This window comes from Nitratidesulfovibrio sp. HK-II, assembly GCF_003402415.2.
Taxonomy (GTDB): domain Bacteria; phylum Desulfobacterota; class Desulfovibrionia; order Desulfovibrionales; family Desulfovibrionaceae; genus Cupidesulfovibrio.
The window spans coordinates 3,302,000-3,328,643 of sequence record NZ_AP036014.1 but is presented as its reverse complement, the minus strand read 5'-3'; the positions used below and the strand labels follow the sequence as shown (position 1 = coordinate 3,328,643).

29 protein-coding genes are annotated in these 26,644 nt (G+C 69.9%); 5 read left to right on the top strand and 24 right to left on the bottom strand.

Going from position 1 to position 26,644, the window contains the following annotated elements; genetic code table 11:
* Positions 1 to 156: 156 nt before the first annotated feature.
* Positions 157 to 573: a MarR family winged helix-turn-helix transcriptional regulator gene (locus RVX_RS14090; protein WP_116307858.1), complete on the bottom strand. Its 417-nt coding sequence runs from the start codon at positions 571 to 573 to the stop codon at positions 157 to 159.
* 207 nt (positions 574 to 780) lie between these two features.
* On the bottom strand, positions 781 to 1,674 hold the full coding sequence (locus RVX_RS14085; RefSeq protein ID WP_116307857.1) for a cobalt transporter: 894 nt from the start codon (positions 1,672 to 1,674) through the stop codon (positions 781 to 783).
* 386 nt (positions 1,675 to 2,060) lie between these two features.
* Here RVX_RS14085 and RVX_RS14080 point away from each other — a divergent pair, with 386 nt between their 5' ends.
* The 4 genes from RVX_RS14080 to RVX_RS14065 all read left to right on the top strand — a co-directional run bounded on the left by RVX_RS14080 (position 2,061) and on the right by RVX_RS14065 (position 6,829).
* A complete protein-coding gene (locus RVX_RS14080; protein WP_116307856.1) occupies positions 2,061 to 2,528 on the top strand; it encodes a LexA family protein in 468 nt (155 codons plus the stop codon).
* Positions 2,529 to 2,871: 343 nt separating this feature from the next.
* Entirely contained in the window at positions 2,872 to 4,230 is a 1,359-nt protein-coding gene (locus tag RVX_RS14075) for a Y-family DNA polymerase (RefSeq protein WP_116308084.1), read from the top strand.
* 341 nt (positions 4,231 to 4,571) lie between these two features.
* Positions 4,572 to 5,840, top strand: coding sequence for an iron-containing alcohol dehydrogenase (locus tag RVX_RS14070; RefSeq protein WP_116307855.1), 1,269 nt, complete (start codon positions 4,572 to 4,574; stop codon positions 5,838 to 5,840).
* Positions 5,841 to 5,956: 116 nt separating this feature from the next.
* A complete protein-coding gene (locus tag RVX_RS14065) occupies positions 5,957 to 6,829 on the top strand; it encodes a hypothetical protein (RefSeq protein WP_116308083.1) in 873 nt (290 codons plus the stop codon).
* Between the two features lie 198 nt (positions 6,830 to 7,027).
* Here RVX_RS14065 and rlmN read toward each other — a convergent pair whose 3' ends face one another.
* The 3 genes from rlmN to RVX_RS14050 all read right to left on the bottom strand — a co-directional run bounded on the left by rlmN (position 7,028) and on the right by RVX_RS14050 (position 10,331).
* Positions 7,028 to 8,173: a 23S rRNA (adenine(2503)-C(2))-methyltransferase RlmN gene (gene rlmN, locus RVX_RS14060; RefSeq protein ID WP_116307854.1), complete on the bottom strand. Its 1,146-nt coding sequence runs from the start codon at positions 8,171 to 8,173 to the stop codon at positions 7,028 to 7,030.
* Positions 8,174 to 8,409: 236 nt separating this feature from the next.
* Positions 8,410 to 9,882: an MFS transporter gene (locus tag RVX_RS14055; RefSeq protein WP_116307853.1), complete on the bottom strand. Its 1,473-nt coding sequence runs from the start codon at positions 9,880 to 9,882 to the stop codon at positions 8,410 to 8,412.
* Positions 9,879 to 10,331, bottom strand: a complete 453-nt coding sequence (locus RVX_RS14050; protein WP_116307852.1) for a MarR family winged helix-turn-helix transcriptional regulator — start codon at positions 10,329 to 10,331, stop codon at positions 9,879 to 9,881. Before RVX_RS14050 ends, RVX_RS14055 begins: the two co-directional genes overlap by 4 nt.
* Before the next feature lie 449 nt (positions 10,332 to 10,780).
* Here RVX_RS14050 and RVX_RS14045 point away from each other — a divergent pair, with 449 nt between their 5' ends.
* A complete protein-coding gene (locus tag RVX_RS14045; RefSeq protein WP_116307851.1) occupies positions 10,781 to 11,692 on the top strand; it encodes an acyl-[acyl-carrier-protein] thioesterase in 912 nt (303 codons plus the stop codon).
* A 731-nt stretch (positions 11,693 to 12,423) separates the two neighbouring features.
* On the opposite strand, the gene RVX_RS14040 is transcribed toward RVX_RS14045, so the two are convergent.
* The 19 genes from RVX_RS14040 to RVX_RS13950 form a co-directional block, all read right to left on the bottom strand.
* Entirely contained in the window at positions 12,424 to 13,173 is a 750-nt protein-coding gene (locus RVX_RS14040) for a DNA-methyltransferase (protein ID WP_420192355.1), read from the bottom strand.
* Positions 13,157 to 13,342: a Com family DNA-binding transcriptional regulator gene (locus RVX_RS14035; protein ID WP_420192428.1), complete on the bottom strand. Its 186-nt coding sequence runs from the start codon at positions 13,340 to 13,342 to the stop codon at positions 13,157 to 13,159. Before RVX_RS14035 ends, RVX_RS14040 begins: the two co-directional genes overlap by 17 nt.
* A 278-nt stretch (positions 13,343 to 13,620) precedes the next feature.
* Positions 13,621 to 13,875 (bottom strand): hypothetical protein, encoded by a 255-nt coding sequence (locus RVX_RS14030; protein WP_420192354.1) that lies wholly within the window; start codon positions 13,873 to 13,875, stop codon positions 13,621 to 13,623.
* On the bottom strand, positions 13,868 to 14,560 hold the full coding sequence (locus tag RVX_RS14025; RefSeq protein ID WP_420192353.1) for a hypothetical protein: 693 nt from the start codon (positions 14,558 to 14,560) through the stop codon (positions 13,868 to 13,870). The genes RVX_RS14030 and RVX_RS14025 overlap by 8 nt, the downstream gene beginning before the upstream one ends.
* Before the next feature lie 11 nt (positions 14,561 to 14,571).
* On the bottom strand, positions 14,572 to 15,609 hold the full coding sequence (locus RVX_RS14020; protein WP_420192352.1) for a tail fiber protein: 1,038 nt from the start codon (positions 15,607 to 15,609) through the stop codon (positions 14,572 to 14,574).
* Positions 15,606 to 16,214, bottom strand: coding sequence for a YmfQ family protein (locus RVX_RS14015; protein WP_420192351.1), 609 nt, complete (start codon positions 16,212 to 16,214; stop codon positions 15,606 to 15,608). Before RVX_RS14015 ends, RVX_RS14020 begins: the two co-directional genes overlap by 4 nt.
* Positions 16,214 to 17,284: a baseplate J/gp47 family protein gene (locus RVX_RS14010; protein ID WP_420192350.1), complete on the bottom strand. Its 1,071-nt coding sequence runs from the start codon at positions 17,282 to 17,284 to the stop codon at positions 16,214 to 16,216. The genes RVX_RS14015 and RVX_RS14010 overlap by 1 nt, the downstream gene beginning before the upstream one ends.
* Positions 17,281 to 17,730, bottom strand: a complete 450-nt coding sequence (locus RVX_RS14005; RefSeq protein WP_420192349.1) for a phage GP46 family protein — start codon at positions 17,728 to 17,730, stop codon at positions 17,281 to 17,283. Before RVX_RS14005 ends, RVX_RS14010 begins: the two co-directional genes overlap by 4 nt.
* Complete coding sequence (locus RVX_RS14000) at positions 17,731 to 18,372, bottom strand: phage baseplate assembly protein V (RefSeq protein WP_420192348.1); 642 nt, start codon at positions 18,370 to 18,372, stop codon at positions 17,731 to 17,733.
* On the bottom strand, positions 18,372 to 19,457 hold the full coding sequence (locus tag RVX_RS13995) for a phage baseplate assembly protein (protein ID WP_420192347.1): 1,086 nt from the start codon (positions 19,455 to 19,457) through the stop codon (positions 18,372 to 18,374). Before RVX_RS13995 ends, RVX_RS14000 begins: the two co-directional genes overlap by 1 nt.
* Complete coding sequence (locus tag RVX_RS13990) at positions 19,450 to 20,637, bottom strand: DNA circularization protein (RefSeq protein ID WP_420192346.1); 1,188 nt, start codon at positions 20,635 to 20,637, stop codon at positions 19,450 to 19,452. Before RVX_RS13990 ends, RVX_RS13995 begins: the two co-directional genes overlap by 8 nt.
* 12 nt (positions 20,638 to 20,649) lie before the next feature.
* Positions 20,650 to 22,539, bottom strand: coding sequence for a phage tail tape measure protein (locus RVX_RS13985; protein WP_420192345.1), 1,890 nt, complete (start codon positions 22,537 to 22,539; stop codon positions 20,650 to 20,652).
* 89 nt (positions 22,540 to 22,628) lie between these two features.
* Positions 22,629 to 22,964: a phage tail assembly protein gene (locus tag RVX_RS13980; protein WP_420192344.1), complete on the bottom strand. Its 336-nt coding sequence runs from the start codon at positions 22,962 to 22,964 to the stop codon at positions 22,629 to 22,631.
* Between the two features lie 9 nt (positions 22,965 to 22,973).
* Positions 22,974 to 23,330 carry a phage tail tube protein gene (locus tag RVX_RS13975; protein WP_420192343.1) on the bottom strand — a complete coding sequence of 119 codons (357 nt, stop codon included), beginning with the start codon at positions 23,328 to 23,330 and terminating at the stop codon, positions 22,974 to 22,976.
* A gap of 30 nt (positions 23,331 to 23,360) precedes the next feature.
* Positions 23,361 to 24,836, bottom strand: coding sequence for a phage tail sheath subtilisin-like domain-containing protein (locus tag RVX_RS13970; RefSeq protein WP_420192342.1), 1,476 nt, complete (start codon positions 24,834 to 24,836; stop codon positions 23,361 to 23,363).
* Between the two features lie 3 nt (positions 24,837 to 24,839).
* A complete protein-coding gene (locus RVX_RS13965) occupies positions 24,840 to 25,082 on the bottom strand; it encodes a DUF2635 domain-containing protein (RefSeq protein WP_420192341.1) in 243 nt (80 codons plus the stop codon).
* 7 nt (positions 25,083 to 25,089) lie between these two features.
* A complete protein-coding gene (locus RVX_RS13960; protein WP_420192340.1) occupies positions 25,090 to 25,746 on the bottom strand; it encodes a phage protein Gp37 in 657 nt (218 codons plus the stop codon).
* A gap of 2 nt (positions 25,747 to 25,748) precedes the next feature.
* Positions 25,749 to 26,219: a phage virion morphogenesis protein gene (locus tag RVX_RS13955; protein WP_420192339.1), complete on the bottom strand. Its 471-nt coding sequence runs from the start codon at positions 26,217 to 26,219 to the stop codon at positions 25,749 to 25,751.
* Positions 26,220 to 26,230: 11 nt separating this feature from the next.
* Positions 26,231 to 26,644: a gp436 family protein gene (locus tag RVX_RS13950; RefSeq protein WP_420192338.1), complete on the bottom strand. Its 414-nt coding sequence runs from the start codon at positions 26,642 to 26,644 to the stop codon at positions 26,231 to 26,233.

Here is a 26,644-nt window from a genome sequence, read left to right as displayed (position 1 = left end):
CCCATGGCGGCCCGGATACCGGAAACGGTGTTCGGGCCGCTGTTGCGTTGCGCGCGTGATGTTGCGCCGGGCAGGCCGGGCGAGCAAGACGGGCGGGCTGGCCGAACTGGCCGAGTTGGCAGTGGGACTGGGCGGATTGGCCGGACGGGCTGTGGCCTAGAAGGAACCGTTCATGGTTTCCAGGCAGTGCAGCAGGGCCGTCTTCTGCTCGGGGGTAAGGTCTGCGGTCAGGTCGTCGGTCAGGCGGCGGTGCAGGCGGTCGTGTTCTTCGTACTGCGTGCGGCCGCGTTCGGTCAGGGCCACGAGAATGGAACGCCGGTCGTGCTCGTGGGGGCGGCGCACCACAAGCTGCTTGTCCTCCAGCCGGTCCACCAGCACGGTGAGGGTGCCGGTGGTCACGCCCATGCGCGCGGCCAGTTCCTTCATGGGCAACGCGCCGTGAATGCCCAGGATTTCCAGCGTGTGCGTCTGGGGCAGGGTAAGCCCCTGTTCGCGCACCACGTCGTGCTCCCACGAGGAGAGCTTTTCATAGAATTCCACGATGGCGTGGGTGAGCTTGCCGGTGTCGGACATGGCGGGCCTGCGGGCGGGAGGGTGGACGCCGGATGGCGCAAGGGGCGCGGGCGGCGCTTGGATGCGGCGGCGCGCCCGGCCCTTATAGCCACCGTGGCGAGCGGGGGCAAGGGCGGATGGGAGACGGGATGAGAGACGCCATGGCGGTGCCGGACGGGCAGGGAGGCGCGGCGCTTGCCGGTGGCTTGCCGATGTCCGCGTCCCTCGTCACCCCGGCAGAAAGGTCATGCCCACGCCCAGCCCCACCAGCAGCAGGGCCATGGCCCATTGTCCGGGCCGGAACGGAAAGTCCGGCCGCCATGCCTCGGGGCGGTCCAGCCCCCGCGCGGCCACGGCCACGGTCTGGGTCCAGGTGCGCTGCCCCAGGATGCGCAGCACGGCGGCGGGCAGCAGCACGGCGCGCCGCCGCAGGGGCAGCGGGCCACGCAGGTCGGCCGCGCGGGACGCCTGCGCGAAGGTGCCCTGCGCCATGGGCAGGAAGTGGATCATCAGGGCCACGCCCAGCGCCGGTTGCCACGCCCGCGCGCCCAGCACAGGGCGCAGCAGCCACACCAGCGCCAGCCCCAGCGCGCGGGGCGACGCGGCCAGGGCCAGCGCAAGGCCGATGCCGATGAGCAGGGCCAGCCGCAGCCCCAGCAGCGCGGATTCCCGCGCCGCATGCGCCAGCAGTGGCCCGTCCGGCCACGCGAACTGCAGGTTGCCGAAGACGCCGCCGTCTCCGCCGGGTGTTGCGGGCGCGCCCTCCACCGGTCCCAGACAGGCCAGCGCAAAGCGCAGGGCCATCCACGCCAGCACGAACCCGGCGTGGCCGCGCAGCATGCCCGGCCGCAGCCTGCGGCGCAGCGGGGTCGCCATGAACAGCACGGCCAGTCCCGCCGCCACCACGGCCAGCCCTATGGGCGGCAATCGCCACACCAGCACGCCGTAGCACCCGGCCAGCAGCAGGTGCAGGCGCGGGTCCTGCGGGCTGGCGGCGGGCAGCCCCGGGGGGGCTCCCGGTGGCGCACTCAAGCGCGCGCCCCCTGGTGGGGCGGCCAGGTCGGCCAGGTCGGCCGGGTCGGGCGAGGAGGCGGTTGCGGGGGCGGAGGAATGGTCCTGCATGAAACTATAACGACCGTCGCGAGTTAAAGTTTTTCATGATTTTTTCGTGCATGCCCGGAGTGCCCCGGAATGGCCCGGAATGACCCGGACATGCGGGCGGCAGGCGTCCGGAACGGGCAAGGCCGTGATGCGGATATCCCCGACCCGGCAAGACGGGTGTGCCGGATGCGGCGGCATCGAGGGGCTTCGGATGCGGCGCATCCGGACAGCGGAGCGCCAGCGTTGGCCGGCGGCTTGGGGTGCGCCCTGCCGGTGCGTTCACTGGGCGAAAGAACCGTCCCGAGACGCGTGGCCTCGTTGCCGTACCCTCGGACGCGGCCTATGGTAGCCGGGTCCCCGCATATCCGCAAACGGGCCGCGCCGCGTGCCCTGCCGCAGGAGGTTCCATGCCCGCCGTTTCGTCCATTCCGCCCGTTCCGTCAGGCCCGCCCGGCGCGCGCCGCCCGGCCCCCTCCGGGGCGTCCGCCCCGGTCGCCTGTCCGCTGCTGCTGACGCGGGTGGCGGCGGGGTTTCCTTCGCCCGCCGACGACTATCTGGACCGGCCGCTGGACATCGCGGAACACTTGGTCCGCCATCCCGAGGCCACCTTCTTCCTCCGGGCGCAGGGGCAGTCCATGACCGGCGCGGGCATCCACGACGGCGACCTGCTGGTGGTGGACCGGGCCGTGGAGCCCGTGCACAATAAGGTGGCCATCGTGGCCGTGGACGGTGAGCTTACCGTAAAGCGCCTGCACCTGCGCGGGGGCAGGGTGGTGCTGATGCCGGAAAACCCGGACTACGCCCCCCTGGACGTCACCGGTCGGGACGACGTGCATGTCTGGGGCGTGGTGACCTACGTGGTGCACGCGCTGTAGGGGGTCGCACTGCCTCGCGCAGCCGCTGCCCGTATCCGCGGTTCCCGTGTTCACGGCAACCCACGCCGGAGCGGCTCCTGTCGGAGGGAGTCACCTGTCGTGCGGGGTCGCGTTCGACTGCATCGGGGGTGGGGGAGTTGCCGCGTGATGTCCCGTTTTGTCGTCTGGGGCACTCCGGCCCGGCACTGTCCGCAAGGTTGCCGATGCGCGGCGCGGACGCCGGGCACGGCGTTCCGATACCACCCCAAGCAACGGCGCGGCCTGCGTTCGCCCGCCACAGGCCCCACGGCAATCCGCCATGCCAGTCCCCGCGTTTCTTCCTTCCCGGCTGGTTCCGCCCGCCATGGCTCCGTCGCCATCCTCCGGCCCTGCCAGCCCCACCGGCCCGCTGTGGGCACTGGTGGACTGCAACAACTTCTATGCCTCGTGCGAACGGCTGTTCCGGCCGGACCTGCGCGGCAAGGCCATCGTGGTGCTGTCCAACAACGACGGGTGCATCATCTCGCGCTCGGACGAGGCCAAGGCCCTGGGCGTGGAGATGGGCACCCCGGCCTTCAAGGTGCGGCGCGAACTGGCCCGGCTGGGCGTGCACGTCTTTTCGTCCAACTACGCCCTGTACGGCGACCTCTCCAACCGGGTCATGCGCACCCTGGGGACCCTGGCGCCCGAGGTGGAGGTGTATTCCATCGACGAGGCCTTCCTGCCCCTGCGTGGGCCGCTGGCCACCGACCCCGTCGGCGTGGGCCGCGCCCTGCGTGAACGGGTGGGGCGCTGGACCGGCATTCCCATTTCCGTGGGCATCGCCCCCACGCGCACCCTGGCCAAGCTCGCCGGGCGGGTGGCCAAGCGCACCCCGCGTTGCGAAGGCGTGTTCGATCTTGCCCGTTGCCGCGAGGTGCTGGGTATGGACGTGGACGCCTTGCTGAATTCGCTGCCGGTGGATGCGGTGTGGGGCGTGGGGCGGCGGCTGGCGGCCATGCTGCGCGGTGCGGGCATCACCACGGCCCGCGCCCTGCGTGACGCGGGCGACGACTGGGTGCGGCGGCGCATGAGCGTCACCGGGCTGCGCACCGTGCTGGAACTGCGCGGGCTGCCCTGCATCGGGGCGGCGGAACAGGGCGAGCCGCCCGCGCCGCGTCACACGGTGGTGTCGTCGCGGTCGTTCGCCGGGCGCATCACCGACGTGGCCATGCTGCGCGAGGCGCTGGCCACCCATGCCGCCCTGGCCGGGGCCAAGCTGCGCCGGGCCGGGCTGGTGGCCGGGGGGCTGGCCGTGCACGTGCGCACCGCCCGCCACGACGAGGAAGCCGCCCTGCGCTGCGACGATGGGGTGTCCCTGCCTCTGCCGGTGCCCACGGCCGACACCACGACGTTCATCCGGCTGGCCCACGAAGGGCTCGACCGCGTCTTCCGTCCGGGGTATCCCTACGCCAAGGCCGGGGTTATGCTGTACGGCCTGGAACGGGCCGACACCCGCCAGGGCAGCCTGCTGGCCCTGGCCGACGGCACCGCGGAGCGCGACGCCGCGCGTGAACGGCTGATGGCCGTGGCCGACCGGATCAACGCCCGGCATGGGCGCGGCAAGCTGCGCCACGCGGCAGAAGGCCTGGACGACAAGGCCCCCTGGCACATGCGCCAGCGGCACCGTTCGCCGCGCCGCACCACGGCGTGGAAGGAACTGGCCGAGGCGCTGTGCAAGTGATTCGCCCGCCGGGCCAGTTCAAGGGCTGTGCCCCTTTGGCCCGACGCGATCAGGCCCCGGCCGGGTTCACAAATCGGCCCCGTGGCGGCATGGCCCCGCGTCACGACCGCGTGCATTGCCCGTGCGATGCGCCACGGGCGCGAAGAACCGCAGTGCTTCGCGCCCGACGTCATTCCGACAAACTACTGCGCTATGCAGTGGGCACGGCCCGCTTGTCGTCGCGTTTTCCCTTCCGTTCCCTTTCCGGAGTCCCGGCCCGGCCGGCGGCGCGTCGCGAAGGGGCTGGAAGGCGGCGGCAAGGATCGGGGCGTGTCGCGCCCATGGCGCCACGAGGAACAGCCATGAAGGATTTCGTCTATCACAACCCGGTGGAGGTGCGCTTCGGCCCCGGCGTTCTGGCCGGGCTCGGCGCGCGGGTGCGCGCGGCGGGCCTTGACCGGGTGGTGCTGGTGGGCGGGGGAGAGGCGGCGCGCCGCGTGGGCGCATACGATCAGGCCGTGGCGTCCCTGGACGCGGCGGGCCTGCGCCGCACCGAGGTGTGGGGCGTTGCCGCCAACCCGGACCTGGGCACCGTGCTGCGTATCGCCGCGGCGACAGGCAACGGGGCGGAAGGCGGCACGGGCCTGATCGCCATGGGCGGCGGCAGCGTCATCGACGCCACCAAGGCGGCAGCCGCCCTCGCGCCCCTGCTGGCCGAGGGGCGCGACCCGTGGAGCCCCTTTGCCGAGCGCACGCCGGTCACCCGCTCGCTGCCGGTGTTCGCGGTGTCCATCCTTTCCGGCACCGGCTCGGAAATGAACGGCAACGCCGTGATCACCCGTGGCGCGTCGGGCCACAAGTGGGGCATGCGCTGCCCCCCGCCGGTGGCCGCGTTCGTGGACGTGTCGTTCCAGCAGGGGCTGCCCTGGCGCCTGACGGTGAACGGCGCGGCCGACGCCATGAGCCACGTGCTGGAATTTTCGGTGGTGGGCACGCCCGCCGCGTCCGCCTCGGCTGGCGTCAGGCGCAAGGACACGGAATTTCCCTTCTTTGCGGAAGAGGCGGTGCTGGCCCAGAACGAGGCCCTGCTGCGCACCATCGTGCGCGCCGCCGCGCGCCTGCGTGCCGATGCCCATGACGCGGCGGCCCGCGGGGCGCTGGCCTGGGCGTCGGGCGTGGGGTTGTCCGGCCTGACCGGGGTGGGTCTGGGAGCCGGGTCGTGGGAATCGCACGCGCTGGAGCACGCCGTCAGCGGGCTGCATCCGCACGTGCCGCACGGGCTGGCCCTGGCCGTCATCTACCCGCGCTGGATGGAAGAGGTGGCGCAGGACAAGGCCCCGGCCATGCGCAGGCTGGCGGCGGCGCTGGAAGGCACGGTGGCCGAGGCCCTGGCCGAACCGGGCGAGGACGGCAACCCGTCGGCCCTGCCCGCTGGCGACCGGGATGCGCCGGAGCGTTGCGCGTTGCTGCTGCGCGCGCTGTTCACGCACTGGGGCGCGCCCGCCGGGCTCTCCCACTGGGGCGTCACCAAGGGCGACATTCCGCGCCTGGTGCAGTTGGCCAAGGAATACCCCCGTCCGCTGCAACTGGCGGCGGAACGGGTGGAACGGGTGTTTCGCGCGTCGTTGTGACGCGGAGCAGGCCCTTCGTCCGCGCGGGCGAAGGGGCACGGTGCGGATGCGGGCGGCAACGGCGCGGGGGGATGCGCGCCGCCGATCACCGGCGGGACCGGTGGGTGGAGGTCTGCATGGGCACGGAACGGATAACGGGGGGGACGCCCGCCGCAGCGGCGGACGGTAGTCCCGACTCACACGAGGAAGGCGGGGAAAGCCGCCGACAGGACCGCCGCCAGGGTGATCGTCGACAGGACGACCGGCGGCGGGAGGACCGGCTGGTGCGGGCGGCGCTGCCGCTGGCGCAGGAGGCCGCGCACGGTTCCGCGCCGCGCGGTCTGCCCGATTTGGCTGACGCGGCAGATCCGCTCGCACTGCGCGGTGGCCGCGATGTTCGCACCGGGGGAGCCCCCGGTCCCGAGGGCACGGGCAAGACCCGCTGCTGTCCCTGCGGCAGCCGCGACGTCTGGCTGCTGCACGACGGCGTGCTGTATCTGGTGGGCTGCCGCCGCTGCGGCCGGGCCGGGCCGGGCGTGCTTTCCGCGCCGCTGGCCGTGGAGGCGTGGAACACCGCCGAAGAGGCCCGTTTTGTCTGCGGTCTGCCGCCCGACGCGGAAATGATGGCCCCCTGCGTGTGCGAGGCCCCACCCCCCGATGCGGGGGTGGCGGTGTCGCACACGGCCCACCTGCGTCCGCTGGGACGGCAGGTGATGCCCCAGCCGGTACGGGTGCACCGCCTGTCGTTGTATGGGGCGCAGCTTTCCGGCGACGGCGGGGTCCTTTGTCCGTGGCTGGAGGGCACGGAGTCCGCCCTGTGCGAACTGGCCATGCCCATGGCGGACGGCAGGGGCTGGACCCTGTTCGCGTTGCGCGTGGAATCGCTGCGGCGCGAGGGCGACGTGGTGTTCGTGGGCGGCGGCTTCGTGCGGCAGGACGACCGGCAGCGCGGCTTGCTGGCCCGCCTTCTGGAAAACGTGGGTCAGGAGGAGGACGCGGCGGCGCACTAGGCGCGGCGTCGCGAGGTTCCGCCTCGGGCCGTCTGCCGCCCCGGCGGGGTGCCCCGTGGTCGGCTCATCCCGGTTGGTTCACGCTTTCGGGCAACGACAAAGCCCGGCCTTTCGGCCGGGCTTTGTCGCGTCGTGGCACCATGCGCGGCGGCGGTCCGGAGCCCCGCTGGTCCTCCGGGCTGCCGGTTCGGGGCATCCCTATGTCTCGTCAGCCTCGCCAGGCCCGCCAGGCCCGCCATGTCCGTCGGTCCCTTCCTCCTGCCCGGCCAAGCCCGCCAGTCTCGTCAGTCCCGCCAGTTCCGAGGCCTTCAACTGGCCGCAGGCGGCCTTGATGTCCTGGCCCTTGCTCTTGCGGATGATGGCCGTGACGTTCTTGGACCACAAGTGCTGCTCGAAGGCCAGGATGCGCGCCTGGCTGGGCGCCTCGTAGGGCAGGCCCTCGGCCGGGTTGTACACGATGAGGTTCAGCTTGGCCTTGGTCCGCGAGACCAGGCGCACCAGTTCGCGGGCATGCTCGATGGAATCGTTCACCCCGCCCAGCAGCAGGTATTCGAAGGTGATGCGTTCGCGCGTCTTCAACGGGTACGATTCCAGCGCGGCCATCAGGTCGTCCAGGGTCCAGCGCGCCGCGCGGGGCATGATGCGGGCGCGCAGTTCCTGATTGGGCGCGTGCAGCGACACGGCCAGGAAGGCCAGCCCGCTTTCGCCAAGTTCGCGCAGCCCCTTTTCGATGCCGCAGGTGGACACGGTGATGCGCCGGGGCGAGAAGCACAGCCCGAACTCGTCGTTGAGGGTGCGCAGGGAGCGCATGACCTCGTTCAGGTTCAGCAGCGGCTCGCCCATGCCCATGAACACCAGGTTGCGCACGATGGGGTGGTCCGGCCGGTCGTCGCCAAGGTGTTCGCGCGCCACCAGCACCTGCCCGAGAATCTCGGCCATGGTCATGTTGCGCTCAAAACCCATGCTGCCCGTGCTGCAAAAGGTGCAGCCCATGGCGCACCCAACCTGGCAGGACAGGCACTGGGTCATGCGCACCTTGCCCTCGCGCGATTCGCTGGGAATCAGCACCGTCTCCACCAGCGCGCCGTCGGCCAGCGCCAGCAGGAATTTCACCGTGCCGTCGCTGCTGGTCTTCACGGTGCGGACCTCGGGCCAGGTAATGCGCGCGACCTCGGCCAGCCGGGCGCGGGTGGCCTTGGAAACGTTGGTCATGGCGTCGAAGGACCGGGCATTCTTCTGCCACAGCCACTGCCACACCTGACGGGCGCGAAAGCGCGGCTCGCCGAGTGCGTCGGTCATCCACGCTTCCAGTTCGTCGTAGGTCAGGTTCAGTATGTCGATCATGCGTGATGGGGGGCAAGGGGTGGGCCGCACGGGCGGCATGACGGTATGGGTAAGCCCGCGCGGCGGGTTCGTCCAGTGCATGGGGCGCGGGTATGCGGGATTCGGGTGCGCGGCCCGCAGGCAATACAGCGGAACGGCCGCGAGGGGAAGCCCCCGCCTGTCCGCCCGTTCCGCCAGCGCTGCCAATTCAGGATGTCGCGCAGCCCACGCGGGCATGCACGCGCGCGTGGCGTGCGTCAGGGGTTGGGGTCGGCCAGTGCCGGGGAGCTCGGCGTCCGGCCCTTGTCCTGCATGCGCCCCAGGGACAGCAGCACCCCCACCGCGCACAGCGCGCAGAAGGTCCACAGCGCCGTGCGCATGGACGCCAGAAAGCCCGGCAGGGTGGCCGCCGACACCGGCTGCCCGCCCATGAACACGGAAAACACGATGGTCACCACGATCATCGAGGCCATCATGCCCAAGGTGCGCATGGTGCTGGTCATGCCGGATGCCACGCCCAGGTGGCGGGGCTCCACGCTGCCCACGATGGCGCTGGCGTTGGGCGAGGCGAACAGGCCGTAGCCCACGCCCAGCAACACCAGCACCACCACGGTGAGCGCGGTGGAGGTGTCCTGCCCGATGAACGCGGCCACGCCAAGGCCCACGGCGCACAGCACCATGCCCACGGTGGCCACCCGCTCGGCCGGAAAGCGGTCGGCCAGCCGCCCGCCGATGGGCGAAAGCACCATCTGGATCACCGGCTGGATGATCATCAGCAGGCCCGCGTCGCTGGGGGTAAGCCCGCGCACGTACTGCAGGTACAGGCCGAGAAAGAACAGCACCCCGAAGGTGGAGGCATAATTGATGAGCGCGGACAGGCAACTGAGCGTGAACAGCCGGTTGCGCGACAGCAGCGTCACTTCCAGCAGCGGAAAGGGGGTGCGCGATTCCAGCCACAGGAACAGCCCGCCGCAGGCCAGACCGGCGGCCAGCGCGCCCCAGGCCAGCGCGCCCGCGTCCAGATGCGATGACCCCAGGGTAAGCAGCACGATGGCGCCGCCGTAGACCAGGCTGCCGCGCAGGTCGAAGGGTTCGCCCCTGGCGGATCGCCATTCGCCGCGCAGCTTGGTGAACACCAGCAGCAGCGCGGAAATGCCGAAGGGCAGCACCATCAGGAACACCCAGCGCCACCCGAAGTGGGTGGTCAGAAAGCCCCCGATCAGCGGCCCGCACGAGATGCCCGCATAGGCCGCCGCCGAAACGATGCCGATGGCCCGGCCGTGTTCCTCGCGCGGAAACACTTCGAGCATGATGGCGAAGCTGTTGGCCACGATCATGGCCGCGCCCATGCCCTGCAGAAAGCGCAGGCCGATGACCATGCGGATGGACTGCGACAGCGAGAGCACGGCGGTGATGGTGGTGAACAGCACAAGGCCCGTCAGGAACAGCCTGCGCCGCCCGAAGATGTCGCCAAGCCGGCCCATGATCAGCAGGAACACCGACAGGGCCATGACGTAGGTAGTCTCCACCAGCCCCACCTGCATGGCCGTGGCGTCAAGGTCGCGCCCGATGGCGGGCAGCGAGACGCCCACGGCCGACATCATCAGCGGCATGAGGATCATGGACGTGCTGACCACGAACAGCACCGCGCTGCGCGACACGGCCTGCCGGGCCGGAGCGGCGTCGCCGGAGTGGCCCGGCGCGCGGAAGGGGAAGGAGGCGGGGCTCATTTCGCCTCCCTGCCGAGTGCGGCGAGCACGTTGGAGATCATGCGGTCGAGAATGCCGAGGGCCTGTTCGCGTTCTTCGGCGGAAAAGCCGCGCACCATGGTTTCGGTCAGTTCGCGCAGCGCGGCCAGAAAGGGGGCGCGCAGTTTTTCGGCGTCCGGGGTCAGGGTGATGACCATCTGGCGGCGGTTGCGCGGGTTCACGGTGCGGGCCACCAGTCCGGCGGCCTCCAGCTTGGCCAGCGAGCGGGCGGCCGAACCCTTGTCGAAGTGCAGCTTCTCGGCCAGCTCTTCCTGCGAGACGCCGTCGCCCCCCTGAAAGAGTTCGGCCAGAAAGGGTATCTGCCCCTTGCCCACCGGCCCAAGCGGGGAGATGCGGTCAATGGCCAGCAGCACCACCAGGCGGCGTAACTGGCCGACGCGGTAGGCAAAGGATGTGAGTCTCTGTTCCATGAAAAATGTCCCATTGTTGCCGTTGCAACTGTTGAAGGGGCAACAGATAGTCGCGTAGCGGCCGGGTGTCAAGCGGGAGAGGGGGAAAGCCGCCCGGCGTCCCCCAATGTGGCGCGGTTGCGCGGGGTTGCCTACGCCGCGCATGACGAGGCATGGCGGCCCGTGCCGTCCATGGTGGGAAGGGTGGTTTCCGTGCGAGAGCCGATGGCGCGGGAAGGGGCAAAGCGCCCCGTGATGGGGCGACGGGTTGGGAGAAGAGCTTTCGGGCGAGAGGACGTGCCGGGCTGGCGTGGCCGTGAACCATGACATGACAGCATCACCCGCGCGATCGGCAGTGGACGCCGTTCCTTCACGGCGCTATGCCGTGGCGGTGCGCCGCGCACACCATCCGTCCCGCCCGTACCGCCGATGCCGCACGGACACCCGGCCAACAGGACAAGGAGCCGCCCATGACCCGCCGCCACGATTTCCCCGCAGGCCCCGCCGCCGCTGCATCCACAGCATCTGACATGCCCGGCGCTCCCGGTTTGCATGCCGCGCCCGACGCCGCGACGATCTTCGGTTCATCGGATGCGTCCACACCCGCCGACCTGCGCGTGCATCACGAAACCTTTCGGGTGCGCGGGTACGAGGTGGGGCCGGAGGGCACCGTCTCGCCCCAGATCATCTGTGACTATTTGCAGGAAGCGGCCGGGGTGCATGCGGACAGGCTGGGGCTGTCGCTGGCCGCACTGCACGAGCAGGGGCTGGCCTGGGTGCTGGCCCGGCTGGTGGTGCAGATGGAGCGCGCCCCGGCGGAAGGGGAGACCGTGACGGTGCGCACTTGGCCGTGCGGGGTGGAGCGGCTGCAATTTCGGCGCGACTACCTGATGTTGGGCGGGGACGGCGCGGTGGTGGCGCGTGGGGTTTCGTTCTGGGTGGTCATTAACCTGAACACCCGGCGGCCGGAGCGCATCCCGCCCACGGTGGCGGCCCTGCTGCCGGAAAATCCGCCGCTGGCGCTGGATGGCGGGCTGCTGGGCGACCGGCGGCCACCCGCCCCCGAAGACGGCGCAACGCCGCTCTCTTCCGTATCCTTCGTGGTGCGCCAGGCCGACATGGACCGCAACCGGCACGTGAACAATGTGCGCTACCTGGACTGGGCGCTGGAAGGCGTGCCCGCCGAAGTGCAGGAATCGTCCCGCCCGGCGTGGCTGGACATGCACTTCCGGGCCGAGACGGTGTACGGCGACACGGTGGAGGCGCAGTGCCTGCCCGCGGCCGCTGATGCGCCAGCGCCGGGAACCTCCCGCTTCGTGCACATCCTCACCCGCCGCTCCGATGGCCGCGAGGTGGCGCGGGCGCTTACCGGCTGGGGGTAGGGCGCTGTCTTTCCTCCGGGGGCGGTTGGAGCGGGTGAATATCCAGCCGCTCAACTGCGCTTTGCCTTGCCCCCGCCCCATCCAACGACCACCTTTCGTGCGGAGTGCGCCCGAAGCCGGAGATCGCCGCCGGAGGCCTTGCGACGGCGGAAGCTCCGGCGTCGCGGGTGCACCGCAGACCAATCTTTCGGGCAAGGCACGACCCGGACCTGCGTCCGCACTCCGGGAGCACCGCGCGCATTGGCGTCACCGGCGGCAGATAGCCCGAAGGCGCCCTGCGCCGGAGGGAAGCTGCCGCCGAAGGGACGCCGCGCAAGCCAATTGTTGATACACGCACGCCCCAGACCTTCACCACTGCAACGAGAGCCGCGCGCACATCGCATTCCCGTCGCTAGATCGCCCGAGGCGCGCCAGCGCCGCAGGGAAGCTGGCGGCGGAAGGAATGCGGTGCAAGATGCGTTGGGGGTCCAGGGGAGGCGCAGCCCCCCTGGAGCGCGGGGATGCAAGGGGCCATCGCTCAATGGCCCCTTGCCCGTCGGAGACATAACGAAATCGAGCGTTCACAACAGCGCACGACTGTCTTCGTAGAAGCCGCACCCAACAGGGTGAAGCGCGCCGCGAAAAGCGCGCCGCCTCCTGCGATATAACGTAGTGGCCTTGGTCGTTTCATAATACGGAATGAAATTCAAGAGCGCCCGGTTTCGGCCGGGCGCTCTTCGTTGGTTTGAGGGTTAGCTCGCCGCCTCGGCGTGGGCGGCCCGCATCCGGTCGGTAGCGATGCGGTGGTACTCGGGGGACAGTTCAATGCCGAGGAAGCGGCGGCCGGTGGCCATGCAGGCCACGCCGGTGGTGCCGCCCCCGGTGAACGGGTCGAGCACGAGTCCGCCGGGCTGCGTCACGGCCAGCAGGTCGTGCAGCAGGGCCACGGGCTTGCCGGTCAGGTGGACCTTTTCGGCAGGGTTCACGCTATGCCGCAGCACGCCAGGCAGGCAGTTCCGCGTGGCCGGGTTGGCCTTGCGCTTCACGGCGTACACCATGAACTCGGCATCGCGCCGGAACTCACCGAGCATCGGGCGGGCGGACGGCTTGTGCCAGACCACCAGCCCTCGCCACAGCCATCCTGCGGCCTGTACCGCGTCGGTGGTGGACGGCAGTTGCCGCCAGTCGGTGAAGACCAACAGCGGCGCGCCGTCGCGCGCCATGCGCCAGCACTCGGTCAACCACAGAGTGGCCCACGTGGTGAAGCTGCGCTGGTCCTTGTTGTCACCCAGCATGGCCGGGTAGCTGCGCTTTGTGCCGCTGGTCTGGTACTTGACCGCCGGGTCGGCCTGCCTGGCCGTCAGGGTCATCCCCCCGCTGGAGTACGGCGGGTCGGTGATCACAGCGTCCACGGATTCTCCGGGCAGTTCCCGGAGCACGGTCAGGGCGTCGCCCTGGATGATGGTGGCCACATCGCCAATGCGTTCAATCGGTCGGTCCATGCGAGGTCTCTCTTGAGGCTCGCTGGCCTTCCGTGCCGGGGGTCGTGCCCCTCACATGGTTTAGCGTCCCGCAGCGCGGGCATTTGATGGTGAGGTCGATGGCCTCTCCCTTGGCCAGCAGGCGGCGGCAGTTGCCGCAGCGCACTTCCCGTTGCGTGTGTCCCGTCATGTCGTGCTTGGTGGTGGCGGCCACTGGCGTCTGCTACAACCTCGGCACCCCTGATCAGGGCCAAGGAGCAGCGGAGCGAACCGGCGGGTGGCAACCCGTCGGGGGCCGTGTTCCGGCGTGGTAGCGCCGGGGCAGTGGGGGCGCTCAACGCCCCCGCCTGTTCCTCTCGGCTTCGTGCCCGGTCGCGTCGTCATGCTTGGCGGATGCGACCGGGCATTTCCTTTCTCGCCCTATTTGATTGTCGGAGAGCAGGCCCGGCGCGCCGGGCAGTTGCGGGACTAGCCCGTGGTGCCCCAATGGGAGCCGCCGAACAGCCGGACGGCGGCCCAATACGCCCAGGCACGGACGGGGTAGCCCATGGCCAGCATGCAGTCGCGCAGCAGGGCGTCTGCCCAGGCGCGCCATTCGGCGGGGCCGCCCTGCTCATAGGCCAGATCATGTTCCGTGCAGCACCGTTCCCAGGGCGGCAGTTTGCCGGTCACCCGCCGCCAGACCCTGCTGATCGTTCCCGCGCCGCCGCATCCGTTAGGCATTGGCGGCCTCCGGCAGCGTGTAGACCGGGACAATGGCCGCGATGGCCGCGCGGGCCTCGCCCTCGTCAGACAGGGCTGCGGCCGCGTCCAGCGCATCCTGGTAAGCCAGACGCTGGCCGACGACGTGGCCGGAGATGGACACCCACGCGGCGCGGTTGGCCCGGATGCGCGCGGCCAGCGCGGCGGCGTCCATGCCCCGCGCGGCCGCGATGGCACGCACAAGCGGCGCGGGGGCGTCGGGGTTGCCCTCCAGGGCGTTGGCTTCCTCGTACTGCTGGTCCCAGGATGCGATTTCCGTCGGCCCGTACTCCGCCTTCATGGGCGCGAGCACGGCCTCTGCCCCGTCGCGGATCTGCCCCTGCTTGGCGGCAACGACACTGGCCAGCGGCTGGGGGGGCTCTACCTCGCTCCAGCCTTCAGGCAGCGGCCCCAGGTCAACCACGACATGCGGCGCGCCACCTGGCAGCCACCCCTCCTTGCCCCTGTGGTCTTCGACGTACTCCCAGCCATCCCCCGTGGCATTCAGCACGCGGGCGTAGCCATCACGGGTAGGCGGCAAGGGCGCGTCCGCAGCGGCAACGGCGTGCGCCGGAATCAGCCAAGCTCCATCGGTCAGCGGGTCGGGGTCGGCGACGCCCTGCCCCAGAAGTTCGCGCGTCACGCGGTCATAGTGCAAGATTTCCACGGGTAGGCCTCCTAGTACTTGATGCACGCCAGGAGCGCACGGTTGCGGGGACGGGTTTCAGAGCCGCCGCGACGGATGTCGTAAGGGGTGACCGGGTTGTCCACCATAATGGAGTACGTGCTCCCCGCAAGGTCTGCGGTTTTGACCCCCATGGTGTTGTCGGCATTGAACCCGTCGTTGTGGTTGTGCTGCTTGAACTCGTCAGCCTGCCACGTTCCCGCGCCTCGCCCGGCGTCAACCCCCCGGCCGTCGTCCCAGCCGCGCCGAAACTCGCCGCGCAGGTCCGGCACGTTGAAGGTGGTCGCGCCGTCCCCCAATCCGTACAGCGATTGGGTATAGCTGTGCGTTCCGGACTGGGTTCCGCTGGTGTTCACCCTGCTGCCGCCCTCGGCCGACAGCAGGTAGAAGGTGTTCGCGTTGATCACCTCGACGAAGTAGTCGGCGCTGGTGGACAAGCCCGTCGGCAGCGCCCCGGTAGTGGACAGGCGCAGCCGCTCCCCCCCCGTGAACCCGTGGGATGCCTTGGTGCAGACCGCAGGGCTGGCAAGGGTCACGGTAAAGGTCTGCGCGCTGAACCCCAGGTCGGTAACCAGCTTGGCATACAGGCTCGCATAGGTGGTGCGGCTGACGGCCGCGCCGTTGCATTTCAGGAAGCCCGTGGGGGCCACCTTCCCGGCCACGTCAATGATGGTGCCCACGGGCATCAGGGCATTGGCAAGGGCAGCAACGAGGCCGGGAGGGGTGACGGCCATGTCGCCGACGCCTGCAATGGCCTCGGCCGTCGTGGCCAAGCGCACGAGGCCAGCTTCCACGGTGGTGGCCATGTCCGGAGCCGCGCCCGCAATCAGCACGCCAATGGCCGCCAGCAGCTGCTCCAGGTTCTCCTCGTCCGGCGTTAGCCCTGCCCCGGCGATGACGGCCAGAATCTCACGCATGGGGTGTTCGATGGCCTCGGCGGCCACCGGACTGCCCTCAATCCCGGCCGCCAGGTTCTCGGTGATGTAGGGGGCGTTCGGGTCTGTCGCCCCGATGGGGGGAACGTATTTCATATGGATGCCTCCTCGTAGGCGATGACAAGTTCCAGGTGAGCAGGGTTCAGGCGGCGCAGCAGGCATTCCAGGTCGGTGGCGCGCACGATGCGCGTCAGCCTGTCACCGGCGCTGGATGAGCCGCACCGGAAGCGTTGGACGCGGGGGCCGTGGATGGTCACATGCCAGACAAGCCGCTCCTCGTGTCCGCCGCCCACCTGGTGGCCGCAGCGGGAACGCCCGCAGATGAAAGGACGGCCCCGCCCCACGATGGTCACGGTGTAGCCAAGCCGCGTCGCCAGCCGTTCAAAGAACAACAGCGTCAGGCCGGACTTCTGCACCAGGGCGGACCACAGGGCGCGCCGCCGTTCCCCCAGGGAGATGGCCGTGTCCTGGGTGCAGACGTCGGGCAGGCCCGCGAAGGTCTCCCACTCGCCCAGCAGTTCCAGCGCGGTGCGGGGGTCGGTTTCCTCGAACAGGTCGGCACTCCGCCGGTCCGCGCGGGCCATGTCCTCGGCCAGGCCGCGCAGGGTTCGCGTCACCAGGGCGTCGGGTTCGCGCGGCCATGCGTCGCCGACAGGCAGCAGGGCCTGCAACTGGATCAGGTATTCGGCGGCGCTGGCCATCAGCTTTCACTCCAGGTCGTGCCGCCGTAGGTGGCGATGACCCCTGCCGCGTGCGCCACGTTGGCCGTGGGGTACAGCAGCACGTGGTCATACTCCCCGGCCGCCGTGGAAATGACCTCGCGCACGTGGCTGATGAGCAGGGTTCCGCCCGGCTCGGCCTCGCGCAGGACCAGTTCCTTCAGTGCCGCCTCAATGGCCAGCCGCACGCTGGCCTGTGCGGGCGCGAGGTCCGCGAGCTGGAAGACCAGCGGCGCGGGCGTGGGGGCGAACACCAGCGGTTCGCAGCCGGGCGGGCAGCGGTCGGGATGCTCCAGGTACGCCTGCACGGTGGCCACCATGGCCACGTCGGGAATGATGGAGTCAGACGCGTTGTCGCACACGAACGCCAGCCCCACCGTGCCGCGCCCCACGTAGCGGGGATAGGCCCAGGCGCGGGTAACGCCGGAAACCTGCAACGCCCAGGTCACCCAATCGTTGGTGGCACCACCCTGCGGCGGCTCCTGCACGTAGGCACGCAAACGGGTGCGCAGCGCCTCCACCGTTTCCTCTTCCGTGCCGCCAGCCAGCCCGGCAGCCCCGATGGTTGCGGCGGACTGCACCCCGGACATGGTGGTGGTCAGCCGCAGCGCAAGGCCAGCCGCAGTATTGCCCGCCGTCCCCGCCACCACGGCCTCGACCGGGGCTACGGCGCTGCCGCTGGCAATGGCCACGTCGGCCATGGTCTGGAACTCCGTGCCGTCGGTTCGCTGCAACAGGGTTCCGGCGGGGATCGGCGTGCCGGAGATGCCGGTGAAGGTCACGGTGCCGCTGGCTGCCTCGGCCGCCTTGCGCGCCACGCCCCACCAGTTGGCCCAGCGCAGCAGGTGTTCCTCGTCGGCGGTGTCGGGCACCACCTGCGCGGCCAGATAGTCGAGATAGCCGTAAAGTCCGTGCTGGGTTCCGGCCACGGCCCGCGCCAGCACGGCCACGTCGGCGGCGGGCAGGCGGGCGTCCGCCCCTTCCATGCGGGTGTCGATGTCGCTTTCGATGCGCGCGACCAGCGCGGCAAGCGTCGGCCTGTTGAAGCTCACAGGGGCCTCCTGAAGATTTCGGTAACGCTGGTGCCGTCAGCCAGGGTGATGGAGATGGTCAGCACCAGCACCCCGGTGGCGTCCGCAGCCCAACTGGCGTCAACGCTGACGGTGGCCGCCCACCCGCCAGCGATCAGCCATTGCAGGGCCTCTTCCGCGTACCCGCGTGCGCGGCGCGCCGTTTCCGCCGTCTGCTTCTCGCGCGAGAGCAGCCACAACCGGCTGCCGGTGATCCACGATGCGCCGGTCGGGGCCTGCGCCGGGGATACGATGTCACCCCACCATCCCCGCCTGGCGTTCAGCCCTGCCGAACCGGCGGGCAATTCGTCATCGGCCCCGGCCCGCGCGTCGGTGAACAGGCTGATCACGATGGCCCGGCGCAGGCCGCCGTCGGCAGCCAGCAGGCCACGCTCCAGCGGCGCTTCCAGGGTGTAGTCTTCGGCCATCTAGCCTCCCACGGGCGACCCGGTCGGGCCGCCGCCGTCGTTCTCGGGGTGTACGTGTTCACGCAGCGAAACACTGCCCGCCTGCACGTCCGCATCGCTGGTCACGTCGCCCGTGACGTGCATGGACCCCTCGAAGGTGGCGGCAGACACGCCGCCCCCTGCGGCCCGCGCGGTGAAGCTGGGCGTCACGTATTCCACGCTTTCTGACGCCTCGACGGTGTACCGCTTGGTGACCACGGCCACGTCCTCGTCGGCGGTGATCTGCGCGTGCAGGGTGGTCAGCTCGACGTTGCGCCCCCGCTTGAACACCAGCGAATCCCCCTCGTCGGTGTACAGGGCAACCTCGCCGGGTTGCAGGCCCTGCAAGCGGAACATGCGGTCGCCCACGGCCACGATGACGCCGGAAGACCGGTCGCCGCCCACGAACATCACGGCGGCCTCCATGCCCGGCAGCGGGCACGAGGTGAACCCGTAGTGCTCGAACATCTCCACCGAGTCGCGCGCCTCGCCCTTCAGCAGGCCCACCTGGGCCGCCTGCACACGACGCGAGGAGTCCACCAGGCGGACCACGGCGCGGGCCACCATCAGGCGCACCCGCTGGATCAGGGGGGCCGACATCCGATTGAAGTCGTCGCGGTTCATCAGTCGTCGTCTCCCGCGTCCCAGCCGCGTTTTTTCTTGGGCTTTTCCGGCTCTGCCAGCACGGCGAAGGCCGCCGCGCGCATCACCGTCAGCTCCGTCACCGTGCCCTCGCGCGAGGACTGCCGGAACTGCGCCTGGGTAATCACCCACAGGCCGGACAGTTCCACCAGATCGTCCCGAAGCTCCACCGTCTGCCCCGGTCGCCACAACGCGCCCTGCGCGTTGCGCCACCCCGGCAGGGTGTAAACGGCCTGCCTGCCCCGCGCGGCGCGCGTCTTCGCCTCGTGCGCGGCGCGGCTGGCCAGCGAAGGCCCGCCGCCCTGCGTTTCCGCCACCAGCACCAGGGGGCGGTGCCGGGTGACGCCGGGGTCCGTAGCGCTGCCGCTGGGGCTGGTGATGGTTTCCGCGTCGTCGCCGTCGTCAGGGTCGGCCCCGCCATCGGCATGGGCCACGGCGGTGTAGTCCGAAAATCGTTCCGCCATGCTCCGCACGCCACGGCCGGACAGCACCGTGTCACCCGGCATGATGGTGGCCACCGGGCTGCCCTCGCTCACCGTGCCGATGACCAGCCCGCCAAGCCCGTCGGACCATGCCATCAGGCCGCGCTGGCGCAGCAGCCGCTCCAGGGTTGCCGCCACGGTGTCGCCGGGGTTGGTGGAAAAGCGGGGGAACGCGGCAGAGGCCGCAGTCGCGCGCGCCTGCACAGAAATGCCGAAGGGCGCGCACAGGTCCGCCGCGATGGCGGACAGGCTGCGCCCCTGCCAGTCCTTCACCGGTGCCGAGCAGTCCACAAGGTCGCCCGCCTTGTCCCGCCCCGTGATGCTCGTCTCGCGGCGGCTGGCGTCATAGTCGGTGGAGACATCATCCACGTAGCCGGTGACCACGGTTTCGCCGTCGATGCGCACCACGCACGGCGTCCCCTCGGCCACGCCCAGGCGCACCCGGCTGCCCCCGCTCACCCATTCATCGGTCAGGCGCACGTCGTACTCGCCGGACAGCCTGTCCAGGGCCAGGGTGATGGAAACATCCGTCCACCCTTCGTGAATCTGTCCGCCCACGTGCAGGCTCACCACGTTGCTACTCATCGCGGACCACCTTCAGGGTGTTGCCGCCGGGCACGAAGCCGGGGTGCCGGATGACGGGGTTGCGGGACAGCACGTCCGTTTCGCGCGCGGCGTTGCCGTAATAGGCATAGGCCACCACCAGGGCGGGCAGCGTCGCGCCGGGCGTAAGATCGTCCAGCCTGGCCAGGTCCGCGCCGCGCACGGTGATGTCGCGCACCACGGCGGTGCGCAGGGCGTGCAACGCCTCGTACAGGGGGTCCGCCGCCGTGGCCATGGCCTCGTCCAGGTCGGCGGCCACCTGCTGGCGCACGGCAACGGCGTCCTCGTACACCTCGAACTCCATGTCGGTGGTGGCGCGTGCGGCCTGCACCACGGACAGCCCGGACGTCAGGTCGGACAAGGCCGCCTGGTTGACGGTTGCCTGCGAGGAAGAGGAGGTGACCAGCGGGCGTTCAGGGGCCATGGCTGCCAGCTCGCGCGCCGCCGTGTAGCGGCTGTTGCCGCCGCTGCCGCCGGTGGAGACGCCCCCCACCAGGCTGCTGATGGTCGAGCGGATGGAGTCGGCCAGCGAGGAGGGCTTGTCCATCAGTGCGGTGGATTGGCGGCGCAGGTTCAGCAGCGACCGGGCGGCCGCAGGCGTGCCCCACGAAACGGAACCGGCGCGGTCCATCCAGCCTTCCGCCTGTTCCAGCGCCTCGGACCGCACAAGGTCCGGCCCGATGACGCCGAACCGGTCGGCAAAGTCCGCCACGTAGGCGTCCTCGGCATCATCGGCCGCGTTCGATGTCAGCGCGGCCGTGTCGGTGCGGCTGGTGTGCCCGCCGCCCTCGGTGTCTTCCACGAAGTCCAGCCGCCACGCGACATAGCCACCCATGTCCAGCCGCTCGGATGCGGTGAACTGGCGCACCCGCACGGTGTGCGAGAGGCCCCACGGGTCCACGTACTCGCCGGGGCCGTCCTTCTCCAGCGCCTCCAGCAGGCGGTTGCGCGGCCCCAGGTACTCCCGGCCGAACTGGAACGCCTCCACCGACAGCTGCCGAGCCTTGCGGCCCATGTCCTCGTTGGTGGGTTCGTCGCGCTTGGGGTACTCGTGCGTGGCCAGCCGGCGGCCGCCCGCGTAGTCGCGTGTGGCCACCTCGAACTTCACGCCCCGGAACGATGCCGGGCGCATGTCCTTGCGCCAGGTGCTTTCCGTCGCCATGGCCGAACCCCGCTAGTTCGCCCCGGCCATCATCGGGCCGGTGCGGGCGTTGATGGTGACGCCGGGGCTGTCGGATCGGGCGGCCACGCTGGACCCGGCAGGCAGCCCGCGCACGGTCAGCTCGATGACATGGCGCAGCACGCCCTTGCCCTGGGCGTCGGTCTGCTGGGTGGCCCGCGCCCCGGCGGCCGCGCCGCGTTCCTCTGCCGCAGCGGCCCCCGCGCCCATGCGCGGCAGGGGCGCGCCGGGCTTTCCCGCACCGGCGGCGGAACCGGGGGCGGCAACCTTGCCCCCGGCTGCACCGGGAGCCTCCGCGCCCTGGGTGCCGGGTCCAGCCTTCGGAGTGGCGGGCGTGCCTGTGGTGGCGGATGCGCCGATGCCCATCCACTTGCCCACCGTCTCGAACATGGGCCGCAGCTTCTCCCACACGCCGCCGACCCAGCCGACAAAGGCGTCCCAGTAGGGCTTCACGGGTTCCCATATGCCCTTGAAGAACTCCTGCACCGGGGTCCAGTGATCAATGAGGTAGGCCGCACCCAGCCCGATCAGGGCAATGGCAGCTCCTATCGGCGTGGCCACCATGGACGCGGACATGACCCGCCAGGCCATGCCGAGCAGGGCAATGGCGGGCGGCAGCACGGTCAGCGCCGCGCCCATGGCCAGCAGGGTGAAGGTGAACGTGGGCGAGGTGTCCGCAGCATCGGAAAGCAGGTTCACCAACGGGGTCAGCATGGACACAACAGCACCCAGCGGTGCCAGGAACGAACGGCCCACGGAATCGCCCAGCTTCTCGACCGAGGCGCGGAAGGCCGTGGTCTTCTCGTTGTACGTCGCCATCATGGTGGCGAACTGGCTATCCACGGTTCCGCCGCTTTTCGTCATGATGTCGTTCTTCAGGGCCTTCATTTCCTCAAGATCAGCCAACACCGGCTTGAGGAAATTCTGAACCTGCGCGTCGCCAAAGATACGTGCAATCTTGAACGGGTTGGTCCCTAGCTTCTTATGCAGAGCGTCAAGCACATCCTCCAGCGGGTTGCCCCCCTGCTGCATGGACTTCTTGATGATGCGCTCAATGTTGATTCCGGCCTTTTTGGCTTTGGCCAAGACGTCCGGGGCGTTCAGCGCTTTGAGGAAGTTGCTCATGTTGTTGGCAGCTTCTCCAGGTGTTGCGGCCCCCTTCTTGGCAATCTGAAGAGCTGCGGCAAGAGTCCCGACGGCCTCACTCCCCTGTAGGCCAAGCATCTTCGCGCTTGCCCCAAGCTGGGGGAAGTACTGTGCCATGTCCTTCAGCTCGAATGCACCCTTGTTGCCCGCGTAAGCCAAACGATCCATTTCGGCAGAGAGGGAGCCCGGCGCAACCTTCAAGGTGTCGACAAGGACAAAAGCCGTGGCAGACAGGTCGTCGATGGCAGCGCCGGTGGCGGTGGCAGTGCGCCCGATGGAATACAGCGCCGTCTGCGCCTTGCCCGACTCCATGCCCGCGCTGACCAGCTTGTTGAACCCGCCTTCCAGCTGGTCCACCGACTGATTGGTGGATTCCGGCACGGCCAGTTCGCGCAGCCGGTTGCGCAGTTCGCGCACCTCGGCTGCGGTCAGGTCTGCCGTAATGCCGGTTGCGGCCAGCCGGTGTTCCAGGTCACCCGCCATGTTCACCGCGCTGCGGATCATCACCAGCGAGGCCACCGCCTGACCCACCTGGGCAAGGTTGCCCTGAAGGTCGTTGGCGCTGCCGCTCATGCCGTGCATCTTGCGGTCGGTGGCATCCAGCGCAGCGCCCAGGCGTGTCGAACCGTCGGCAAGGCGGGTCATTTCCGACCGCGCCCCGCTGAAGGAAGACCGGAAGCCGCCCGAAAGAGCGGCCCCGATCATTATGTTGAGCGCCATCTGGCCGGAACCCAGCACGTCAGCCTCCTATCCTTCTCCAGAGATGTCCCGCGCCAGGCGCAGCGCCTCGGCGTGGTATGCGATGAACTCGGATACCCGCATGTCCTCTATTTCGTGCCTGCCCCATCCGGCGACGTGTCCGAGTTCGAGCGCGGCGCGGCGGATGCGGCCGCCTGGGGCGAGATGAAACCCATCAGCGCCCGCTGCAACTGCACGTAGTCGCACACGGGCAGTTCGCGCAGGGCTTCCGTGTCCAGGCCGCACAGCCGCCCGATGAGGCGCACTTCCATTTCCGCCTGGGTCTGGCCGGGCTCGTCCACGGCCAGTTGGTCCTTCACGAAGGGCTCGCGCATGGACAGCTGTTCGTACTTCGCCTCGCCCACGAAGAGCGGGCGGGACAGCCTGATCACCTTGGGTTCGCGGGGCTGGGTGGTCGTGGTCATGGTGCCTTCCTATGCTTCGTCGGCGGGGTTGCCGGTGAGTTTGACCTTCATCTTGCCGCCTTCGCCCTCGGACAGCTCCAGCACGTCCTCCACGAACGCCTCGCGGATCACCCAGGTGCGGCCGATGTCGCCCCTGAAGGTGACCGTGGCGTTGGTGATGTTGCGGATTTCTTCCACCGGGGTGTCCTTGGTCACGTTCACCTCGCATTCGAGGGTGGCGGGCACCAGTTCTTCGGCAAAGCCCACACTGTTGGTGCCGATGACCGGCTTGCGCGACTGCCCGCCCAGGTTGAGTTTTGCCGAGCGCTGGGTGTCCAGCGTCTTGCCGTCGTAGGCGATGACCGCCCTTCCGAGATATTGAGACATGTCGTTCTCCTGCGTGTTGCGGGCGTGGGGTTAGACGCGGAACTGCACCAGCGCGGCGAACACGCGCAACTGGTTGACCAGGTCGGGCGGCAGCACGACGTCCACGCGGGTGGGATCGTCGGCGTTGCGTTCCACCACCAGCTGATCCTTGAACGCCGTCAGGTTTTCCACCCAGCCGCGCTCTTCCCAGGCGCGGGCCAGGGCGATGAGTTCGGCCCGGATGATGCTGGGCGTGACGATGGCCTGCCCGGCACCGAACCGGGTGCCGTCGTCGGCCAGCTTGTGCCGGGGAAACTTCTGGCTGATGCGGGCGCGCAGCGTGCTGCGCAGCACCGAAAGGGTGGCCAGCGTTTCCACGTCCAGGTAGCTGGGGTCCGGCAGGTTGTAGGCGTTCACCTGGTAGGTGGTGATGGCCCGTTCGATGGACACGGTGCCGTCCACGGCCACCATGAAGGTGCTGACGCCGTCGTACAGCAGCAGGTTGCGCTCTGCGCGGGTGAACCGATCCGGCTCGGCCGGGGCGAGGATGCCGGGCAGCTCCAGGGTTTGCAGCGGCCGGGCGGGGTCGATGCCCAGCTGGTAAGCCGCCACCGCGCCGTAAACGGCCGCCCACAGCCACGGCGGCGTGGGGCTGCGCTGCGCGCCCATGATGGAGATGACTTCGGAATTGCGGGCGCTGCCGATGGTGGCCAGCGCCGCGTGCGTGCCCGAAACGGACGCCCACGCCTGCCCCTCTATCTGGCGGGTGGCGGACCAGCGGTCCTCCAGTTCCTCTTCCAGAGCGGCAAGGTTGGCGGTGTCCGTCCACGGGGTGATCACGTGGTGGTACTGCACGTCGCCCAGGGCGGCGAGGGCGGTGGTCACGTCGGGGTTGCCGGTGCCGCCCGACATTCCGGAAGGGGCGGCGATGGTCACGGTCAGCCCGGCGGGCACGGCATCGCCCTGCCAGTAGGTGGTGCGCAGGTCCAGCGCGTTCATGGTCTCACCCTTGTGGCGGGCGGTCAGCGTGACCACGGCCCCGGTGGCCGACGCCGTCACCGGCAGGTCGGGCATCTCGCCCACCGCGTCGGCAAGGTCGGCGGCCACGGCGGAGGCCAGAGCGCCCACGGCCACGGCGGCCTGCACCTTCACCCCGCCCACGTAGAGCAGCAGCGTACCAGCTGCCGTGGCGGTACCGGCAATGGTCACGGTGCCGGTGGCGGCCTGACCGGCGGCGTTGTCGGCCACGGGCACGGCCCACAGGTCGGAATCCTCGTTGGCTTCCTTGAAGGCGTAGGCCATGGCCGCCAGCATGCTGCCGCGACCGAACAGCGCCACGGCATGGTCGCCGGACAGCACCCGCACGGGCACGAGGGGTTCGGCCGAACCGGTGGACAGGCGCTGCCCCAGCAGCAGCACGCGGGTGATGTCCCGCACCAGGCCCTTGTTGGCCAGCGAGTTGTCGAACTCCGCGTATTGGCCCGGCGTGCGGATGGTCACCGGGATCTGCGAGAAGCTGATGGTCATGGGCTACTCCTTCTTGCCCGGCTTGGCCGGTGCTGTGTCGCTTTCGGTCACCTCCACGACATCCCCGGCAGCCAGGCGGCGCAGCCAATGGCTGTTGCGGGGCTTGGATTCGCCACCCTGCGCCAGGGGCTTGCGAGTCTCGGGGTCGCGCACCATGTCGTCGGGCCGCGCGGGCCGGATGACGAACGTGGGGACGGGGACTTTGGAAGCGCGGTTCTTGGCGGTCTGTGCGGATTGTGTGGTCATGGGGGGGTTACTCCTGGTGGAACTCCACGACATCGCGGAGCGGTTGGCCGTCGAAGAGGGGCACGGGCGCGCCCCAATCCCCGGCATAGAGCGTGAAGTCGGTAATGCCTGCGGCCTTGGCCACCGCCTCGGCGGGGGTCGTTGCCCCTTGCGTGTTTTCGGGCAGCGCCGCCTGGGGTGCGTCCGCCGGGACCGGGTGGTTCCAGTTGGTGGCAAACTCCACGGACACGACGGAAATGGCCTGCGTGCGCAGCTTGCCGTTGAACAGGATGCGGGTGCCGTGCGGCACCAACGGGGAAATGTGTTCGCCAAGGCCCAGCGTCTGGCCGCACAGCAGGGCCAGCACGTCATCGCGCATCTGGTGGGTGCCGACCTCGCCGGGCTTGCCGCCGTGGCGGGTGGCCTGCTCGTTGCGCAGCGACCGGGCAACGCACAGCACGGCAAAGGTGCCCCGCTCGGTGTAGTGGCTGCCGTTGTCGTCGGCGCGGCCCACCCCCGTACAGGTAACCAGGGCGCAGGGCAGCACGTTGGCGATCTTGGCCAGTTCGTCTTCGGCCTCCAGTTGGCCGCCATAGCTGTCCACGCGCCGCAGCCCGTAGCCCAGCACATCGCGGGGGGCAGAGGAGAGGCGGGCGATGATGGCGTTTTCGATGGCGGAGATCATGGCTAGGCCCCTTCCAGGTAGTGTTGGATGATGTCGAGCACGTCGGCGCCGTCGTCGTCGGAGATGCCCAGGAACGGCCGGGGCGGAATGGTGCCCCACGGAATGGGGCCGCCGCGCCGGGTGCGGCCCGATGCGCCGCGCAATATCCCCAGCTGCAAGGCGCGCGCGTAGGGCCAGTTGGTGCCCAACTCCACATGATCGCGGCCGGGCCGGTAGGAGACGCTGCGGTACAGGTCGCCCGAGATGCGCAGGATGGGTCCGGCGTCGCCGCGCCGCTTGACCGTCACCGGCGACAGCGCGGGCCAGTCGGAGCCGTCCGGCCCTTGCTGTTCTTCAAACCGGCGCTGCGTGCGCTGCAACATCTGCGAACCTATCTCGTCCATGGCGGGCAGCAGGTTGTCCGCACGGGCGGCCAGCCTTGTCAGGGCGCTTTCGATGGCGTCCAGCCCGCCGGGCCGGACGGTGAAGGTCATGCCGCCAGCCATCAGAACCCCCGCATGCTGCCGTCGGTGAACACGCGCCCACCAACGGTCAGCACCGTTTCGCCGGATGCGCCGGGGGTTTCCACGCCGGTGGCCTGCAACTGCACAACGCCACGCGCCACATCGCGCAGGCCCTGCAAGGCAGACTCGTGCCCGGCCTTGACCACATCAGGCACGCCCGCCTTGTGCAGGTAGAAGCGGGCGATGTCGCAGCACCAGCGGCGGACCATGTCGGGCACGGGAGACAGCGGCACCCGGTAGCGCGCCGCCACATAGCCGTTGATCAGCTCCGTGGCGTCGCCCAGGGCGGTTTCCACCACGGCCTCGACAACGGCCCCGGTCAGGTCTGTGTCGGTCAGTTCCACCAGCTCCTGCTGGCCGAACCGCGTTTCCATGTCGCCGATGGTCGCGTACAT

Bases quoted from the DNA above. Each gene is read 5' to 3' on its own strand.
- RVX_RS14070 (WP_116307855.1), top strand. From the start codon at position 4,572: ATGAAGGATTTCGTCTATCACAACCCGGTGGAGGTGCGCTTCGGCCCC.
- RVX_RS14045 (WP_116307851.1), top strand. From the start codon at position 10,781: ATGACCCGCCGCCACGATTTCCCCGCAGGCCCCGCCGCCGCTGCATCC.
- RVX_RS13965 (WP_420192341.1), bottom strand. From the start codon at position 25,082: ATGACCACACAATCCGCACAGACCGCCAAGAACCGCGCTTCCAAAGTC.
- RVX_RS14015 (WP_420192351.1), bottom strand. From the start codon at position 16,214: ATGGCCAGCGCCGCCGAATACCTGATCCAGTTGCAGGCCCTGCTGCCT.
- RVX_RS14050 (WP_116307852.1), bottom strand. From the start codon at position 10,331: ATGGAACAGAGACTCACATCCTTTGCCTACCGCGTCGGCCAGTTACGC.
- RVX_RS14065 (WP_116308083.1), top strand. From the start codon at position 5,957: ATGGGCACGGAACGGATAACGGGGGGGACGCCCGCCGCAGCGGCGGAC.
- RVX_RS14005 (WP_420192349.1), bottom strand. From the start codon at position 17,730: ATGGCCGAAGACTACACCCTGGAAGCGCCGCTGGAGCGTGGCCTGCTG.
- RVX_RS14090 (WP_116307858.1), bottom strand. From the start codon at position 573: ATGTCCGACACCGGCAAGCTCACCCACGCCATCGTGGAATTCTATGAA.
- RVX_RS13960 (WP_420192340.1), bottom strand. From the start codon at position 25,746: ATGATCTCCGCCATCGAAAACGCCATCATCGCCCGCCTCTCCTCTGCC.
- RVX_RS13980 (WP_420192344.1), bottom strand. From the start codon at position 22,964: ATGACCACGACCACCCAGCCCCGCGAACCCAAGGTGATCAGGCTGTCC.
- RVX_RS14020 (WP_420192352.1), bottom strand. From the start codon at position 15,609: ATGAAATACGTTCCCCCCATCGGGGCGACAGACCCGAACGCCCCCTAC.
- RVX_RS13950 (WP_420192338.1), bottom strand. From the start codon at position 26,644: ATGTACGCGACCATCGGCGACATGGAAACGCGGTTCGGCCAGCAGGAG.
- RVX_RS13955 (WP_420192339.1), bottom strand. From the start codon at position 26,219: ATGACCTTCACCGTCCGGCCCGGCGGGCTGGACGCCATCGAAAGCGCC.
- RVX_RS14075 (WP_116308084.1), top strand. From the start codon at position 2,872: ATGGCTCCGTCGCCATCCTCCGGCCCTGCCAGCCCCACCGGCCCGCTG.
- RVX_RS14030 (WP_420192354.1), bottom strand. From the start codon at position 13,875: ATGCCTAACGGATGCGGCGGCGCGGGAACGATCAGCAGGGTCTGGCGG.
- RVX_RS13990 (WP_420192346.1), bottom strand. From the start codon at position 20,637: ATGGCGACGGAAAGCACCTGGCGCAAGGACATGCGCCCGGCATCGTTC.
- RVX_RS13975 (WP_420192343.1), bottom strand. From the start codon at position 23,330: ATGTCTCAATATCTCGGAAGGGCGGTCATCGCCTACGACGGCAAGACG.
- RVX_RS14000 (WP_420192348.1), bottom strand. From the start codon at position 18,372: ATGAACCGCGACGACTTCAATCGGATGTCGGCCCCCCTGATCCAGCGG.
- RVX_RS13995 (WP_420192347.1), bottom strand. From the start codon at position 19,457: ATGAGTAGCAACGTGGTGAGCCTGCACGTGGGCGGACAGATTCACGAA.
- RVX_RS14055 (WP_116307853.1), bottom strand. From the start codon at position 9,882: ATGAGCCCCGCCTCCTTCCCCTTCCGCGCGCCGGGCCACTCCGGCGAC.
- RVX_RS13970 (WP_420192342.1), bottom strand. From the start codon at position 24,836: ATGACCATCAGCTTCTCGCAGATCCCGGTGACCATCCGCACGCCGGGC.
- RVX_RS14085 (WP_116307857.1), bottom strand. From the start codon at position 1,674: ATGCAGGACCATTCCTCCGCCCCCGCAACCGCCTCCTCGCCCGACCCG.
- rlmN (WP_116307854.1), bottom strand. From the start codon at position 8,173: ATGATCGACATACTGAACCTGACCTACGACGAACTGGAAGCGTGGATG.
- RVX_RS14035 (WP_420192428.1), bottom strand. From the start codon at position 13,342: ATGACGGGACACACGCAACGGGAAGTGCGCTGCGGCAACTGCCGCCGC.
- RVX_RS14080 (WP_116307856.1), top strand. From the start codon at position 2,061: ATGCCCGCCGTTTCGTCCATTCCGCCCGTTCCGTCAGGCCCGCCCGGC.
- RVX_RS14040 (WP_420192355.1), bottom strand. From the start codon at position 13,173: ATGGACCGACCGATTGAACGCATTGGCGATGTGGCCACCATCATCCAG.